General features: G+C 41.1%; 20 protein-coding genes. 19 read left to right on the top strand and 1 reads right to left on the bottom strand.

What is annotated here, in order from left to right:
• Positions 1 to 117: 117 nt before the first annotated feature.
• Positions 118 to 249: a YpzI family protein gene (locus MHI23_RS10605; protein WP_064497540.1), complete on the bottom strand. Its 132-nt coding sequence runs from the start codon at positions 247 to 249 to the stop codon at positions 118 to 120.
• Between the two features lie 180 nt (positions 250 to 429).
• Here MHI23_RS10605 and MHI23_RS10600 point away from each other — a divergent pair, with 180 nt between their 5' ends.
• From MHI23_RS10600 to aroH, 19 genes are all read left to right on the top strand, one after another.
• A complete protein-coding gene (locus MHI23_RS10600) occupies positions 430 to 972 on the top strand; it encodes a hypothetical protein (protein WP_025093052.1) in 543 nt (180 codons plus the stop codon).
• Entirely contained in the window at positions 969 to 1,853 is an 885-nt protein-coding gene (locus tag MHI23_RS10595) for a YIEGIA family protein (protein WP_328699562.1), read from the top strand. Before MHI23_RS10600 ends, MHI23_RS10595 begins: the two co-directional genes overlap by 4 nt.
• A 6-nt stretch (positions 1,854 to 1,859) precedes the next feature.
• Entirely contained in the window at positions 1,860 to 2,054 is a 195-nt protein-coding gene (locus tag MHI23_RS10590) for a hypothetical protein (protein ID WP_008344527.1), read from the top strand.
• A 159-nt stretch (positions 2,055 to 2,213) separates the two neighbouring features.
• The gene (gene der, locus MHI23_RS10585) at positions 2,214 to 3,524 is read left to right on the top strand and encodes a ribosome biogenesis GTPase Der (protein WP_024422815.1); all 1,311 of its coding nucleotides are present in this window, start codon (positions 2,214 to 2,216) and stop codon (positions 3,522 to 3,524) included.
• A 14-nt stretch (positions 3,525 to 3,538) separates the two neighbouring features.
• Positions 3,539 to 4,576, top strand: coding sequence for an NAD(P)H-dependent glycerol-3-phosphate dehydrogenase (locus MHI23_RS10580; protein ID WP_024428086.1), 1,038 nt, complete (start codon positions 3,539 to 3,541; stop codon positions 4,574 to 4,576).
• Between the two features lie 266 nt (positions 4,577 to 4,842).
• Positions 4,843 to 5,046: a DUF2768 domain-containing protein gene (locus MHI23_RS10575; RefSeq protein ID WP_024422813.1), complete on the top strand. Its 204-nt coding sequence runs from the start codon at positions 4,843 to 4,845 to the stop codon at positions 5,044 to 5,046.
• A gap of 18 nt (positions 5,047 to 5,064) precedes the next feature.
• A complete protein-coding gene (locus MHI23_RS10570; RefSeq protein WP_024428087.1) occupies positions 5,065 to 5,790 on the top strand; it encodes a hypothetical protein in 726 nt (241 codons plus the stop codon).
• Between the two features lie 204 nt (positions 5,791 to 5,994).
• The gene (gene spoIVA / locus MHI23_RS10565) at positions 5,995 to 7,473 is read left to right on the top strand and encodes a stage IV sporulation protein A (RefSeq protein ID WP_008344534.1); all 1,479 of its coding nucleotides are present in this window, start codon (positions 5,995 to 5,997) and stop codon (positions 7,471 to 7,473) included.
• A gap of 373 nt (positions 7,474 to 7,846) precedes the next feature.
• A complete protein-coding gene (gene hbs, locus MHI23_RS10560) occupies positions 7,847 to 8,125 on the top strand; it encodes a non-specific DNA-binding protein Hbs (protein ID WP_003215863.1) in 279 nt (92 codons plus the stop codon).
• A gap of 190 nt (positions 8,126 to 8,315) precedes the next feature.
• Complete coding sequence (gene folE, locus MHI23_RS10555; RefSeq protein WP_003215789.1) at positions 8,316 to 8,885, top strand: GTP cyclohydrolase I FolE; 570 nt, start codon at positions 8,316 to 8,318, stop codon at positions 8,883 to 8,885.
• Between the two features lie 24 nt (positions 8,886 to 8,909).
• Positions 8,910 to 9,140, top strand: a complete 231-nt coding sequence (mtrB, locus tag MHI23_RS10550) for a trp RNA-binding attenuation protein MtrB (protein ID WP_008344541.1) — start codon at positions 8,910 to 8,912, stop codon at positions 9,138 to 9,140.
• Positions 9,141 to 9,254: 114 nt separating this feature from the next.
• The gene (locus MHI23_RS10545; RefSeq protein ID WP_061109295.1) at positions 9,255 to 10,022 is read left to right on the top strand and encodes a heptaprenyl diphosphate synthase component 1; all 768 of its coding nucleotides are present in this window, start codon (positions 9,255 to 9,257) and stop codon (positions 10,020 to 10,022) included.
• 3 nt (positions 10,023 to 10,025) lie between these two features.
• Positions 10,026 to 10,730: a demethylmenaquinone methyltransferase gene (locus MHI23_RS10540; protein ID WP_024422810.1), complete on the top strand. Its 705-nt coding sequence runs from the start codon at positions 10,026 to 10,028 to the stop codon at positions 10,728 to 10,730.
• A 24-nt stretch (positions 10,731 to 10,754) separates the two neighbouring features.
• Entirely contained in the window at positions 10,755 to 11,717 is a 963-nt protein-coding gene (gene hepT / locus MHI23_RS10535; RefSeq protein WP_044333210.1) for a heptaprenyl diphosphate synthase component II, read from the top strand.
• A 129-nt stretch (positions 11,718 to 11,846) separates the two neighbouring features.
• Entirely contained in the window at positions 11,847 to 12,293 is a 447-nt protein-coding gene (ndk, locus tag MHI23_RS10530) for a nucleoside-diphosphate kinase (RefSeq protein ID WP_133744151.1), read from the top strand.
• A 145-nt stretch (positions 12,294 to 12,438) separates the two neighbouring features.
• Complete coding sequence (locus MHI23_RS10525; RefSeq protein ID WP_044333212.1) at positions 12,439 to 13,218, top strand: protein-glutamate O-methyltransferase CheR; 780 nt, start codon at positions 12,439 to 12,441, stop codon at positions 13,216 to 13,218.
• 73 nt (positions 13,219 to 13,291) lie between these two features.
• Positions 13,292 to 14,464: a chorismate synthase gene (aroC, locus tag MHI23_RS10520; RefSeq protein ID WP_024422806.1), complete on the top strand. Its 1,173-nt coding sequence runs from the start codon at positions 13,292 to 13,294 to the stop codon at positions 14,462 to 14,464.
• Entirely contained in the window at positions 14,464 to 15,555 is a 1,092-nt protein-coding gene (gene aroB / locus MHI23_RS10515) for a 3-dehydroquinate synthase (RefSeq protein ID WP_342491950.1), read from the top strand. Before aroC ends, aroB begins: the two co-directional genes overlap by 1 nt.
• Entirely contained in the window at positions 15,552 to 15,935 is a 384-nt protein-coding gene (gene aroH / locus MHI23_RS10510) for a chorismate mutase (protein WP_024422804.1), read from the top strand. Before aroB ends, aroH begins: the two co-directional genes overlap by 4 nt.
• Positions 15,936 to 15,957 lie beyond the last annotated feature (22 nt).

Here is a 15,957-nt window from a genome sequence, read left to right as displayed (position 1 = left end):
TTCCTAGGGCTGCAAAGGTTTTCTATCACGCTGAAAAGAAGACAAAGGGCTAAAATAAACATCATTTTAGCCCTTTGTCAACAAATCTAAGGCATGTCATGATCACATGCCTTTTTTTTATTGATTTCTTTTTCGAGCGCTTTCTGGACCTTCTAATGCTGTTGCACCCTTATGATGAATGGATTGATCGCGGTCAGATTCCACTCTTTTTGACGCCTTTAAACGCTTTTCCTGTCTATCTTTTCCCATCATGTATCCCTCCTCAGGTTATTAGGGTGTCACCTCTTGTTTATTTCATACAAAGCCGGTAACGATCCGCATGTTTAAAAATTGGAGATTTTCCCATAATGTAATTGAGGTGATGAGGCGTTGGAGGCTTTGTACTATTATTGGTCTATATGGTTCGTTTGGATTATGGTGACATTTATCATGGAAAAAAGTTTGTGGCGCACCGTGCTGGGCATCTGTGTACTTGTCCATATTATATTCAGTCATGTCATGATATCCGTTTTAGATATAAGCATCAATGCGGGTTTCTTGATGACTTTTTTATATGCATGTGCTGCTTTCGTCATATTCAGGCCTAGTTACCGAATGATGAGAATCATGCAATTGGGCTCGATGGTGAGCGCGTATGCCTTTTTTATGATATTTGCATTATATGACCCTGTTTGGTTCACGATAATAAAGGTGGATTGGGTCGTATTTGCCCTGCTGATCTTAATGTGTTTGACATATGGACAGCCGTTAACGGAAAGAATCACCTTATGGATGATGTCAGTATGTCTCGGCGAAGCCCTTTATGCGCTGACGATTCACCGCCTCACATCATCAATTGTCATAGGGGATCTCTCTTTTCTTTCCTTCGTTGTACAAGGAGCCGTCTTCCTATTAGGTGTCGATCAGTTTGAAAAGCTCTTGAACGCCCGTTCATCAAGAAAATCAGTAAAAGGGGCTGCAAAATCAACATGACAGACTATACGTTTCCTGTGATTATTGGTGTCATCTTTGGGATGGCGGCCAGACTTTACATGTTAAGAACGGATTACCGGCAATACCCTACGTATATTCATGGACAAGTGATTCACATTGCACTTGGTTTTATTGCGTCAGGATTAGGTGCGATCATTATGCCTGCACTAATTCAGGAGGAATTTACAGCGATTACCTTTCTCACTTTGGCAGCCACGCAATTTCGAGATGTCCGAAATATGGAAAGAAATACGTTAACCCAAATGGATTCGTATGAGCTTGTCTCACGAGGCAGTACATATATAGAAGGCATTGCCATTGCCTTTGAAAGTCGAAATTATATTGCGATTCTCACTGCACTTATTACAACGACAGCCTGTATTTTCTTCTCGCTTGTTGTTGGAACAGTAGTCGGTATTCTTTGTTTTTTCATGGCAAAGCTATTAATGTCAGGCAGTCAATTAAAGGATATCGTCAGCATTCAAAAAGGGGAACTTCACTTTGATGGGGCAGGGCTTTATGTAAATGATATATATATTATGAATATCGGGCTGCCTGAAAAGCAAAAGCTCATTTTAGAGCATGGGATGGGTTTTATTTTGACGCCGAAAAATTTCAACTCTGCTACAACGATTGCTAACCTTGGACAGCGGCAAGCCATTTTATTTGATTTATCGAACGTGCTTGGCGTGTACCGCGATTCTGGTGAACCATCGCTCTGTCCACTCGCAAAACGTGATCTGAATACCGGTACACTTGGTGTGTTCATTTTACCGCAATGGCAGCGTGAAGATTTGGCTGTCCGTGTATTAGAAGAGGTGCCTATTTTAGAAAATGCCATAAGAATGCCGACAGATTTCATTAAAAAGAAAGTGAGGTAATAGGGCATGGCGAACACCATTGAACAATTTATATTGGCTGTGGCAACAACTAATAAAGAGCGGGTCATTGGCGGAACAGCGGTTTTTTTCTGTGAAAATAAAGAAGAGCTCGACATGTATGCCATGAATTTAGAGGCCATTTTAGATGGAATTGCACACGGCATTGGAGAAGATCTTTACTTGATTGTCAAACATTTTTAAGTTATTCATTGTGGTCTGATTAAAAATTGATATAATATATAAGTTGAACCCTTCATGTTTGAAGGGTTTATTTCATAAAACTGAATGAAAATTATAAATCCCGGTTGAAACATGATGATGAACATATTGAATCGCGGCTGGATTGAAAGGAAGGGTACTATGGGTAAACCTGTCGTAGCCATTGTTGGAAGGCCCAACGTTGGAAAATCTACAATTTTTAATCGAATCGCAGGCGAAAGAATATCGATTGTAGAAGACACACCTGGTGTAACAAGAGATCGAATCTATAGCTCTGCTGAATGGTTAAATTATGACTTTAATTTAATAGATACTGGTGGAATTGATATTGGAGATGAGCCATTCTTGGCGCAAATTCGCCATCAGGCAGAAATCGCAATGGATGAAGCGGATGTCATTATCTTTATGGTGAATGGCCGAGATGGTGTGACATCTGCGGATGAAGAAGTCGCAAAAATTTTATATCGCACGAAAAAGCCAGTTGTACTTGCTGTCAATAAACTGGACAACCCTGAAATGAGAAGCGACGTGTATGACTTTTATGCACTCGGATTTGGCGAGCCGTATCCGATTTCTGGAACACACGGATTAGGTCTTGGTGATCTGCTTGATGCAGTGGCAGAACATTTTAAGAATTTACCGGATACGCAATATGATGAAGAAGTTGTCCAGTTCTGCTTAATTGGCCGTCCGAATGTAGGGAAATCTTCTTTAGTGAATGCGATGCTCGGAGAAGACCGCGTTATTGTCAGTAACATCGCTGGTACAACAAGAGATGCTGTCGATACGATGTTTACGTACAATCAGCGTGACTTTGTCATTGTTGATACAGCAGGTATGAGGAAAAAAGGGAAAGTATATGAAACAACAGAGAAATACAGTGTACTTCGTGCATTAAAAGCCATTGACCGCTCTGATGTTGTCGCTGTTGTACTTGACGGCGAGGAAGGCATTATTGAGCAGGATAAACGAATTGCTGGCTATGCACACGAAGCTGGTAAAGCTGTTGTCATCATTGTGAACAAATGGGATGCTGTTGAAAAAGATGAGCGTACGATGAAGGAATTTGAGCAAAACATCCGCGAGCATTTTCAATTCCTTGATTATGCACCTGTCTTGTTTATGTCTGCTCTTACGAAAAAGAGAATTCATACATTAATGCCGTCCATTATCACAGCAAGCGAAAACCATGCAATGCGCGTTCAAACCAATATTTTAAATGATATCATCATGGATGCGGTGGCGATGAATCCAACGCCGACCCATAACGGACAGCGCCTAAAGATTTACTATGCAACACAGGTGGCCATTAAGCCTCCTTCCTTCGTTGTGTTTGTCAACGATCCAGAGCTTATGCACTTTTCTTATGAGCGTTTCCTAGAAAACCGCATTCGAGATGCATTTGGTTTTGAAGGAACACCAATTAAAATATTTGCGAGAGCGAGAAAATAAAAAGGGTGAGCAGGATGAAGAAAATTTCAGTACTTGGAGCAGGCAGCTGGGGAACAGCTCTTGCGCTTGTATTAGCTGATAATCATCATGATGTACACATGTGGGGACATAGACAAGAGCTTATTGATCAAATCAATGAGAAGCATGAAAATCATGATTACTTGCCAAATGTCGAACTGCCAGCGTCTATTCAGGCGACAACCGATATGAAGCAGGCTTTAGAGGGGACAGAGGCGGTTATTGTCGCTGTGCCAACAAAGGCCATTCGTGAGGTATTGAAGCAGGCAAATGAGTTGATCTCATCGAAGGTGCCATTTGTCCATGTCAGTAAGGGAATTGAACCAGATACACTTCTTAGAATTTCTCAAATGATTGAACAAGAAGTCCCATCTGAGAAAAGAGAGGCTGTCGTTGTCCTATCAGGGCCGAGTCATGCAGAAGAAGTAGGTCTGCGTCATCCGACAACTGTCACTGTCTCGTCAGAAAACATTGAAGCAGCTCAATTTGTTCAAGATTTGTTCATGAACAATCATTTTAGAGTGTACACCAACCCTGATGTGATTGGGGTGGAAATTGGCGGCGCATTGAAAAATATCATTGCTCTTGCAGCTGGTATCACAGACGGACTTGGATATGGTGACAATGCAAAAGCGGCGCTTATCACAAGAGGACTTGCTGAAATCGCACGTCTTGGCACAAAAATGGGAGGGAATCCCCTTACATTTGCTGGATTGACAGGCGTTGGCGATTTGATCGTGACATGTACAAGTGTTCATTCACGTAACTGGCGCTGCGGGAATTTACTCGGTAAAGGATATAAGCTCGAAGAAGTGCTTGAAAAAATGGGCATGGTTGTCGAAGGTGTCCGCACAACAAAAGGCGCTTATCAGCTCTCCAAAGAATACAAGGTCAGCATGCCGATCACAGAGGCTCTTTACGGCGTCCTGTTTGAAGGGAAAAAGGTGGACGATGCTGTAGAATCATTGATGGCACGTGTGAAAACACATGAGATGGAAGACCTTGTGAACATGTTTGAAAACCAAACAAAATAAAAGGAAAGACTGAACTTAGGCATGTAGAGGATGCAAGAAGGGGAAGACTTGCATAACATAGCAATGAAGTTTGAATAGAGCTTTGCCTCTACAGAATGAGGAAAATAGTCGATCCAATGACTGAAGCAGAGTCCCCCTCTTTGCTTCAGTTTTTTTATGCGCTTTTTTCTGAATGATTGGAAAAATGATTGATATTTACCTTATTTTTGGTTTAAAATGAAATATAAACGCTTACAATTCGTTCGTTTTGAAGGGGGACAGGCACGATGAGTTTTGCTTTAATCAAGATGTGGTTTGCGCTTGGTTCAATGGGGCTCATGTTTTTAGCCGTAGTAACCATTTATCTCAGCAGGTTTAAGCTGAAAAGCAAATTTCTTAAAATAACGGCCTCGACCGTTGCATACAGCTTGATGCTGATATCAGGTATCATTGTGTTTTTAGTTGTCTTTAGCGGACCGGTCAATGAATAAAGAAAAAGGAAGAATGTGATGATCAAAGCAAAAGTCAGTGTCACACTGTTAGCACTTATTTTATTAACAGGATGTCTGTATCCAGAAAATCGCAAAGCTGAGAACCGGGTGCCATACGAAGAGCAGCTGCAAAGTGTACAGACAGCGATTGAGGAATTTCAAAAAGCAACAAATGGTCTTTTGCCTATAGAAACGAAAGAAGCAGACACGCCGGTTTATCAGAAATATGTCATCGACTTTAAGCGCTTGTCACCAAGATATTTACACGATGTACCGTCTACATCTTATGAAGGCGGGGGCGAATATATTTATGTCCTCACAGACGTCGAAAAGAAACCCACTGTGAAACTGCTTGATGTCAAAATGACGCAGACCATCAATGAATTACGGCTTAGAATCAAGATGTATCAAGATGAACATACATATCCGCCATACGGCAAAGTCGTATCAGCCAATTTATATACGTTAAATGAAAAAAAACTAGGATTAAAATCGCCGCCTGCGGTGATAAGTCCTGTGACAGGGAATTCCCTCCCACTACTGATTTCATCAAACGGTGACATCTATGTGGACTACCGCAGTGATTTTGCTCACATTTTGAAGAATACGAAGCAAAAGCTGAAACCAGGTGAAAACATTCAAGATGTATATTGGCAGGAAACCCCGTTTGTACCCGCGTTTTCTGTCCCATATACCATCAACAAAAAAGGTGAGCCTGCCTTTTTAGAAAAAAAGACGTCATAAACAAGAATGAACCTTTTTCCTCTGCATATAAATGAGGAGAAAGGTTTTTTTATGGCTAAACTTACTCTCAAAACAAAAAGGTGTCATATTCAAATAGGACAACGTCATACACATATATTGTCCAGACACCTTTCAAGCACAGTTTGATTGAAGAATAGAGTATTTAATTTGAAAACGAGGATAGCAAGTCCGGGAGGGGATCACTTGGAAAAAGTCGATATTTTCAAGGATATCGCTGAACGAACAGGAGGCGATATATATTTAGGAGTCGTTGGCGCTGTTCGTACAGGGAAATCTACGTTTATTAAAAAGTTTATGGAGCTCGTGGTGCTCCCGAATATCAATAATGAGGCAGATCGTGCAAGAGCACAGGATGAATTGCCGCAAAGCGCAGCAGGAAAAACCATTATGACCACAGAGCCAAAATTTGTACCGAATCAAGCAGCATCAATTCACGTGAGTGACGGCCTTGATGTCAACATCAGACTTGTCGATTGTGTGGGATACACTGTCCCTGGTGCGCGCGGGTATGAAGATGAAAATGGCCCAAGAATGATCAATACGCCGTGGTATGAAGAGCCAATCCCGTTTCATGAAGCAGCGGAAATTGGTACACGCAAGGTCATTCAAGAGCATTCAACAATAGGTGTAGTGATTACAACAGATGGTTCCATTGGAGAAATTCCAAGACATGATTATATTGAATCTGAAGAACGTGTAATTGATGAACTCAAAGAGGTTGGAAAGCCGTTTATTATGGTCATTAACTCTGTGAGGCCATATCATCCTGAAACAGAAGCGCTTCGGCAGGAACTTAGCCAAAAGTATGATATTCCAGTACTCGCCATGAGCGTAGAAAGTATGAGAGAGCAAGACGTACTCAGCGTTCTTCGTGAAGCATTATATGAATTCCCAGTTCTAGAGGTGAATGTGAACCTGCCAAGCTGGGTGATGGTGCTAAAAGAAGATCACTGGCTGAGAGAGAGCTATCAGGATTCAGTAAAGGAAACTGTAAAGGATATTAAAAGATTAAGAGATGTCGACCGTGTCGTTGGTCAGTTCAGTGAATTTGATTTTATCGAAAGAGCGGGTTTAGCAGGAATTGAAATGGGTCAGGGGATTGCGGAGATTGACCTGTATGCGCCAGATGATCTATATGATCATATTTTAAAAGAAGTGGTTGGTGTAGAAATTAGAGGAAAAGACCATCTTCTAGAGCTCATGCAAGACTTTGCTCATGCTAAGACAGAATATGATCAAGTATCAGACGCATTAAAAATGGTGAAGCAGACTGGTTACGGGATTGCAGCGCCAGCGTTATCAGATATGAGTTTAGATGAGCCAGAAATCATTAGGCAGGGATCAAGATTCGGCGTGAGATTAAAAGCGGTCGCTCCATCTATTCATATGATCAAAGTAGATGTAGAGAGCGAATTTGCACCGATTATCGGAACAGAAAAACAAAGTGAAGAGCTCGTCCGCTACTTAATGCAAGACTTTGAAGATGATCCGCTTTCGATCTGGAATTCAGATATATTTGGCCGTTCCCTCAGCTCCCTTGTCAGAGAAGGCATTCAAGCAAAGCTGTCTCTCATGCCGGAAAACGCAAGATATAAGCTGAAGGAAACGCTTGAAAGAATCATTAACGAAGGATCAGGCGGTTTGATCGCGATTATTTTATAGCAAGTGAGACCTCTCATTGATGGGGTCTTTTTTTGCGTGTAGAATGAGTCATAAAAAGACAATTGTATAAAGATTAGTCAGATTCAGGCTGAAATTAGGAATATTCGTTCGCAAAAGTGCCCTTAATCCTTGACGAATAAGGATTCTTCCCTTTAAAATGCTTGATATGGTATTTCATATGTGTTAATCTACTTACAGAAAATCTTCACTTTGTTGGACAAACATTCCTTCAAAGAGATGTTTTCTAATGAAAAGCCATGTATAACGCTTTCTAGACGCTCTTTTTTTCTGAAAAAGGGTATAGAAAGAAGATGAATTGTGAAGAAATGATAACAATCTACTGAATGCATATTTTTGGGAGGAGGTGAAAGGCATGAACAAGACAGAACTTATTAACGCGGTTGCTGAAGCAAGCGAGTTATCTAAAAAAGACGCGACAAAAGCAGTTGATTCTGTTTTTGATACAATTTTAGATGCACTTAAAAATGGTGACAAAATCCAACTTATTGGTTTTGGTAACTTTGAAGTACGTGAGCGTTCAGCTCGTAAAGGACGTAACCCACAAACTGGTGCAGAGATCGAAATCCCTGCAAGCAAAGTACCTGCTTTCAAACCAGGTAAAGCACTTAAAGACGCGGTGGCAGGTAAATAATCGTTATGTGTAATGATCCTGTTGAAGGAGTTATACATATACAGTTTCACACTGGTCTAGAAAAGCCCCTTTCATAAGGGGCTTTTCCTTTTGAATCAAAAGGTTCGTTTAGAACGCTCTCCTTTGCTTTTAGGATCTGAAGTGTGCTAGAATCTGAATGAAATGTAATCGCCTTTGGAGGATATAATACATGAGTGAAATAAATAAAGAATTAATTGAACACGCGGTACGCGATATATTAAAAGCAATCGGAGAAGATCCGGATCGTGAAGGACTTCTTGATACCCCAAAACGAGTCGCAAAAATGTATGAAGAAGTGTTCTCGGGATTAAATGAAGATCCAAAAGAACATTTTAAAACCATTTTTGGCGAAGACCACGAAGAACTCGTCCTTGTAAAAGATATTGCTTTCCATTCAATGTGTGAACACCACCTTGTACCTTTCTACGGGAAAGCCCATGTTGCTTATATTCCGCGCGGAGGAAAAGTAACGGGACTTAGTAAGCTGGCAAGAGCTGTAGAAGCCGTGGCTAAACGCCCGCAGCTTCAGGAACGCATTACATCAACCATTGCAGATAGTATGGTGGAAACACTTAATCCGCATGGCGTGATGATTGTCGTTGAAGCAGAGCATATGTGTATGACGATGCGCGGAGTGAAAAAGCCAGGCGCTAAAACAGTCACATCAGCCGTCCGCGGCACATTTGCAAATGATGCAGCCGCAAGAGCAGAAGTGCTTTCCTTTATTAAAAACGACTAATTCAATAGATGGAAGGTGAACAAAATGAGTGAAAATAAAGCATCTGATTTTGTGGTGATTAAAGCCATTGATAATGGTGTAAACGTCATCGGCCTAACAAGAGGCTCTGATACAAGATTTCACCATTCCGAGAAACTCGATAAAGGTGAAGTGATCATTGCACAATTTACTGAGCATACGTCAGCGATCAAAGTAAGAGGCGATGCTGTCATTCAAACAAGCTTCGGCGAAATTCAAAGCGAAGCAAAGAAATAAAGAACTTGTAGCACTTGATAGCATAAAAGTGAGAGCTGATATGGTATAATAAATCTCTATACAATGTGCAGGTCTACATATGAAACTGTAATTTTTGGGACAAGGGTGATATCTTTGCAAGACATCTACGGAATTTTATCTAATCTAAATATAAAATTAAATAAAAAGCTTTCTCATCCTTATTTGGCGAAGCATTTACGCGCACCACTCATCGATGAAGATAAGCTCCTTCTTTTTCATGCAATGTTTGAAGAAGCTCAAATTGATGCAGAGAAAAAAGAAAATTATATTTTAACGGCGATGCTTGTGCAAATTGCCCTTGATACCCATGACGAAGTCACAACTGCTGCAGCCATCAAGCAAGACGAATTCAAAAATCGTCAGCTGACCATCCTGGCAGGAGACTATTTCAGCGGTCTCTATTATTCTCTTCTCTCTGACATGAAAGACATTTATATGATCCGCACGCTCGCTACGGCGATCAAAGAGATCAATGAACATAAAATTAGACTGTATGACCGGTCCATTCAAGATGCAGCGCACTTTTACAAAAGTGTAGCTACAGTTGAATCTGCGCTTTTCCAAAGGATTTCTGAGCATTTTCAATTAACGCATTGGAATGAGATTGCAAGTCGTTTTCTTGTTTATAAACGCTTCATGAAACAAGCAGAAAATGACAAACATTTAAAACTTTTTTTGAACGATCGTTATACGGACGCCTATTCGTGCTTTGACAATTTTGAGAATGAAGGCTATGAAAAGGCCAAACGACCGATCAAGGAGCATCTTGTTTCATCTCCGGTCGTTCAAAAAGAGCTATTAAATCGCTTGGATCATATGAAAAATGAGCCTGCGTACCATCAGAAAGTGGAAGAAGGGTAAGTCATGCAGCAATCAAAAGAACAGCGAGTACACGGTGTATTTGAAAAAATTTATAAAAACTATGATCAAATGAACTCTGTCATCAGCTTTAAACAGCATAAAAAATGGCGCGATAAAACAATGAAACTTATGAATGTGCAAAAAGGGTCTAAAGCATTAGATGTATGCTGCGGGACAGCCGATTGGACAATTGCGCTTGCAGATGCTGTTGGTGAAAAAGGCGAGGTCAAAGGCCTTGATTTCAGTAAAAACATGCTGAGTGTTGGAGAAACGAAGGTGAAGACTGGGGGCTACAAACAAATTGAATTGCTTCATGGCAATGCGATGGAGCTCCCTTTTGAGGACAACTCATTTGATTATGTCACCATCGGTTTTGGACTTAGAAACGTTCCTGATTATTTAACGGTGCTAAAGGAAATGACAAGAGTAGTGAAGCCTGGCGGAATGGTTGTCTGTCTGGAGACTTCACAGCCTGAGATGATCGGCTTTAAACAGGGCTACTACATCTATTTCAAATACATTATGCCGCTCTTTGGTAAACTGTTTGCCAAAAGCTATCAGGAGTATTCATGGCTTCAAGAATCAGCCAAAACGTTCCCTGGCATGAAAGAGCTGGCAGCTCTGTTCGAAGAGGCCGGGTTGTCTGATGTCTCGTATCATCCATTTACAGGCGGTGTAGCAGCAACACATATCGGAAAGAAGCTTTGAATAAACGATATTTGGGTGAAGATAATGAAATTAAAAGCAATGATCTCTTTTTTAAATCATGATATCGATATAATTGAAAAAGAGCTTGAACAAACAGTTCGCTCTGATTATGCATTATTAAGTGAAGCAGGTCTTCATTTGCTGCAAGCGGGCGGAAAACGAATCCGCCCCGTTTTTGTTCTCCTTTCAGGCATGTTTGGTGACTATGACATTAATAAAATTAAATATGTTGCCGTTGCCCTCGAGCTGATTCATATGGCATCACTTGTTCACGATGATGTCATTGATGATGCAGAGCTGAGAAGAGGTAAACCAACGATAAAGGCAAAATGGGATAACAGAATTGCCATGTACACAGGGGATTATATGTTTGCGAGATCACTTGAATACATGACAAAAATCAATCACCCAATGGCACATGAAATTTTGTCAAAAATGGTCGTCGAGCTTTGTCTTGGTGAGATAGAGCAAGTGAAAGATAAATATAATATGGATCAAAACCTTCGTACATATTTAAGAAGAATCAAACGAAAAACAGCCTTGCTCATTGCAGGCAGCTGTCAATTAGGCGCCATTGCTGCAGGTACAGATGAAAAAACACATAAAGCCCTCTATTGGTTTGGATACTATGTCGGCATGTCCTATCAAATCATTGATGATGTCCTTGATTTCACATCAACTGAAGAGGAGCTGGGCAAGCCTGTCGGAGGAGACCTTTTACAAGGGAATGTCACACTCCCAGTCTTATATGCACTGAAAAATCCGACGCTACAAGGTCAATTGAAGCTGATCAATAGTGAAACGACGGAGAAGCAGCTGGAGCCTGTCATTGAAAGCCTCAAACAAACAGATGCGATCGACCGCTCGATTCGAGTGAGTGAAATGTATTTGAAAAAAGCTTTTGAACAGCTCGACAAACTTCCTCGAGGACGTGCGAGAACGTCACTCGCCTCCATTGCAAAATATATTGGGAAACGAAAATTCTAATCAACGTGATGTTGATTGGTTTTTTTGTGAAATTTTTTGTCAAAAATTGATTATTATAAAAAAAAATGATACGATCACTTTGTAACAATGTAAGCCTATACATACATAACGACGGGGTGGAAAACGTATATGGACAAAACATTTCTTATGGTCAAACCTGATGGTGTGGAAAGACAATTAATCGGTGACATTGTGTCAAGATTCGAAAAAAAGGGGCTTCAGCTTGTTGGTGCAAAACTAATGAGTATTACAAAGGAAGTAGCAGAAACCCATTACGGAGAGCATAAAGAAAAACCGTTTTTCGGGGAATTGGTTGACTTTATTACGTCAGGACCTGTATTTGCAATGGTATGGCAAGGTGAACAGGTAGTAGACGTGACAAGACAGATTATCGGCAAAACAAATCCGAAGGAAGCGCTTCCAGGCACAATAAGAGGAGACTATGGATTGACTGTTGGGAAAAACATTATCCATGGGTCAGACTCACCAGAAAGTGCTGAAAGAGAAATTAACTTATTCTTCAAACAAGAAGAACTCACAAGCTGGGATCAAACCATCTCAAGCTGGATTTATTAAGATTCAAGCCAAGGTGTTCATCTAATGAGCACTTTGGCTTTTTTTATATTGAACTTTCTACACGAAATTTCGCATGAGAAGATACAAATTTTCGATAAAAACAGCTATACTAGGACAAAGATAGATGAGACAGGAGAGGACATTGATGGATCCATATCAAGTATTTGTTGGAAAATGGAAAAAACTAACCGGGGTTGATCTAAATTTATATAAAGAAGCACAAATGAAACGGAGATTAACATCACTTTATGATAAAAAAGGATATAAAGATTTTGAAGCATTCGCGGCCGCGCTTGAAAAGGACAAAGCATTATTAGATGAGACGATGGACCGCATGACGATAAATGTGTCAGAATTTTACCGAAACTATCAGCGCTGGGAAGTACTTGATCAAAAAATCCTGCCGTTGCTTTCGAAAAATGGCGGCACCCTTAAGATTTGGAGTGCAGCATGTTCGACAGGAGAGGAGCCATATACACTCTCCATGCTGCTGTCAAGCCATCCTCTTGTGAAAGACTTCCAAATTATTGCAACTGATATTGATGATAAAGTTCTGCAGTCAGCTCAAAAAGGTAGATATCATGAACGCTCTCTGCAAGAGGTGCCAGATCATATCAAGCAAAAATATTTCACAAAAGAAGATTCTTCATTTTACACTGTGAAGGAAGAGGTTCGAAAGCATATTCAATTTAAGAAGCACAACCTTTTAGCAGATCCATATGAAAAACAGCTTGACCTCATCGTCTGCCGAAATGTACTGATTTACTTTACTGAAGAGGCAAAAGAAGAAATTTACTTAAAAATGAGCAGCAGTTTAAAACAAAATGGCGTATTATTTGTTGGTTCTACAGAGCAAATTTTTCACCCAGAAAAGTTTGGACTGACATCTGCTGATACTTTCTTTTATCAAAAGAAGGGTATGTAGCTGACTTTTTAGTAGCAAGTGTGTTATTATATTTTTACTTAAAAGCGTTAATGCGATGAAGGGAGATTGAGTCATGAGGTACTTAACAGCAGGTGAATCACATGGTCCACAACTGACCACAATTATTGAAGGAGTTCCAGCGGGACTTTACATAGAGCAGGATGACATCAATTATGAATTGGCTAGAAGACAAAAAGGTCATGGCCGCGGAAGAAGAATGCAGATTGAAAAAGACCAGGCGAAAGTGTTAAGTGGTGTTCGCCACGGAAGAACATTAGGTTCCCCAATCGCACTTGTTGTTGAAAACAACGACTGGAAGCATTGGACAAAGGTGATGGGGGCAGAGCCGATCACGGAAGAAGAAGAAAGTGAAATGAAGCGTCAAATCTCCCGTCCAAGACCAGGACATGCGGATTTAAATGGGGCGATCAAATATGGACACCGTGATATGAGAAACGTATTAGAGCGCTCATCAGCCCGCGAGACAACTGTTCGAGTAGCAGCAGGCGCAGTTGCCAAACAAATCTTGGCGCATCTAGGGATTAAAGTAGCTGGCCACGTTCTTGAAATTGGCGGAGTGAAAGCAGCTCATACAGCATATGAGTCTATTGAAGATTTGCAGAAGGTAACAGAAGAATCACCTGTTCGCTGCTATGACAGTGAAGCGGGTCAGAAAATGATGGATGCAATTGATGAAGCGAAGAAAAACGGCGATTCAATTGGTGGAATTGTTGAAGTCATCGTTGAAGGGATGCCGGTTGGGGTTGGCAGCTATGTTCATTACGACCGTAAATTGGACAGCAAGCTTGCTGGCGCTGTACTTAGTATCAACGCTTTTAAAGGGGTTGAATTCGGTATTGGCTTCGAGGCAGCCTCTAAAAATGGCAGTGAGGTCCATGATGAAATTATCTGGGATGAAGAAAAGGGCTATACGAGAAAAACAAATCGCCTAGGTGGTCTTGAAGGCGGAATGTCAACGGGTATGCCAATTGTCGTAAGAGGGGTTATGAAACCAATCCCAACGCTTTATAAGCCGCTTCAAAGCGTTGACATTGAAACAAAAGAACCTTTCTCTGCAAGTATTGAACGATCTGACAGCTGTGCTGTTCCTGCTGCAAGTGTTGTTGCAGAAGCAGTCGTTGCATGGGAAATTGCCAATGCAGTAGTAGAGCAGTTTGGCCTTGACCAAATCGACCGCATTAAAGAAAATGTTGAGAAAATGCGCCAGCTTCAGAGGGAATTTTAATGAAAACACTGGAAGTTAAGACGTCTTCAGCCACTTATCCTGTATTTATCGGTGATGGGATTAAACGCAATATCGTCGACTTGATAACTTCCACTGGGCATTCCTATACGAAGCTCTTAATCGTCACAGATGCAGCTGTTGATGCCATTTATGGTGATGAGATGGTTCGCTTACTTCAGCAGAAGTGGCCTGTGAACAAAGTGGTTGTGCCAAGCGGAGAGCAGTCAAAATCCTTTGCCGAATTTGAGCATATTCATACGAAAGCCATTCAATTTCAGCTTGATCGTTCCTCCTGCATCATTGCACTGGGAGGCGGCGTAATTGGAGATTTGGCTGGCTTTGCTGCTGCCACTTATATGAGAGGCATTGATTTTATCCAAGTGCCGACGACGCTGCTGGCACATGATAGTGCAGTTGGCGGGAAAACAGGGATCAACCATCCGCTCGGTAAAAATTTAATCGGTGCGTTTCATCAGCCGAAAGCTGTGATCTATGATACTAGTATGCTTGAGACACTATCGCAAATTGAACGAAGATCAGGTTTTGCAGAAGTCATCAAACATGCACTGATTTCAAGTGAAGCATTTTTATCAGAACTCATGGCCATTCGTTCTTTGACGGATTTATCAAAAAGCGAGCTGGCACATATGCTGTATCAAGGCATTCAAGTCAAAGCGTCAATCGTTCAAGAAGATGAAAAAGAACAAGGTGTGCGTGCATTTTTGAATTTAGGCCATACACTGGGGCATGCCATTGAAGCAGAGTATGGATATGGCGCCATCACGCACGGAGATGCCATTGCAATCGGCATGCAGTTTGCGCTGTATGTGAGCGAAAAGCAGCTGGGGCTCAGCCTTAATCGTTTGGAACTAAAAGAGTGGATGAAAGAGCTTGGATTCCCTGTACAAGTCACACAAGATATTTCCACGAAAACATTTGTTGACCGGATGATTGGTGATAAAAAAGCAAGAGGCGGCAGTGTTCAATTTGTTTTATTAAAACAGGTTGGAGACGTCACCTTACAGTCTTTCACAAAAGGTGAGCTGCACTACTGGCTCGAAGAATGGAAACGGGAGGAGGGATGTCTATGATGTTTCGCGGGATACGTGGGGCTACAACTGTGATAGAAGATACAGAAACAGAAGTGTTAAACAAAACGAAACAGCTGCTAGAAGCGATCATTTCAAGAAACCAAGTAGATCCAGAACGTGTCGTGCAGATCTTGATTTCAGCTACACAAGATATTCACTCCGTTTTTCCGGCAAAAGCACTTCGTCAGTTTGAAGGATGGACATATGTACCGGTTACTTGCATGCAGGAACTGGACATTGATGGCGGTTTAAAGCAATGTATTCGTGTCTTAATGACTGTCCAGACAGATACAAAGCAGGAAGACATACAGCATGTATACTTGGAAGAAGCTGTGACGCTTCGCCCTGATTTACAGTTGACAAAAAACAAGGAATTATAATACGATATGAACAGCCGAAGTT

Origin of the sequence: Bacillus sp. FSL M7-0003, from assembly GCF_038628485.1 — a bacterium.
GTDB classification, from domain to species: Bacteria; Bacillota; Bacilli; order Bacillales; family Bacillaceae; genus Bacillus; species Bacillus safensis.
This window is presented reverse-complemented; position numbering and strand designations above follow the sequence as displayed.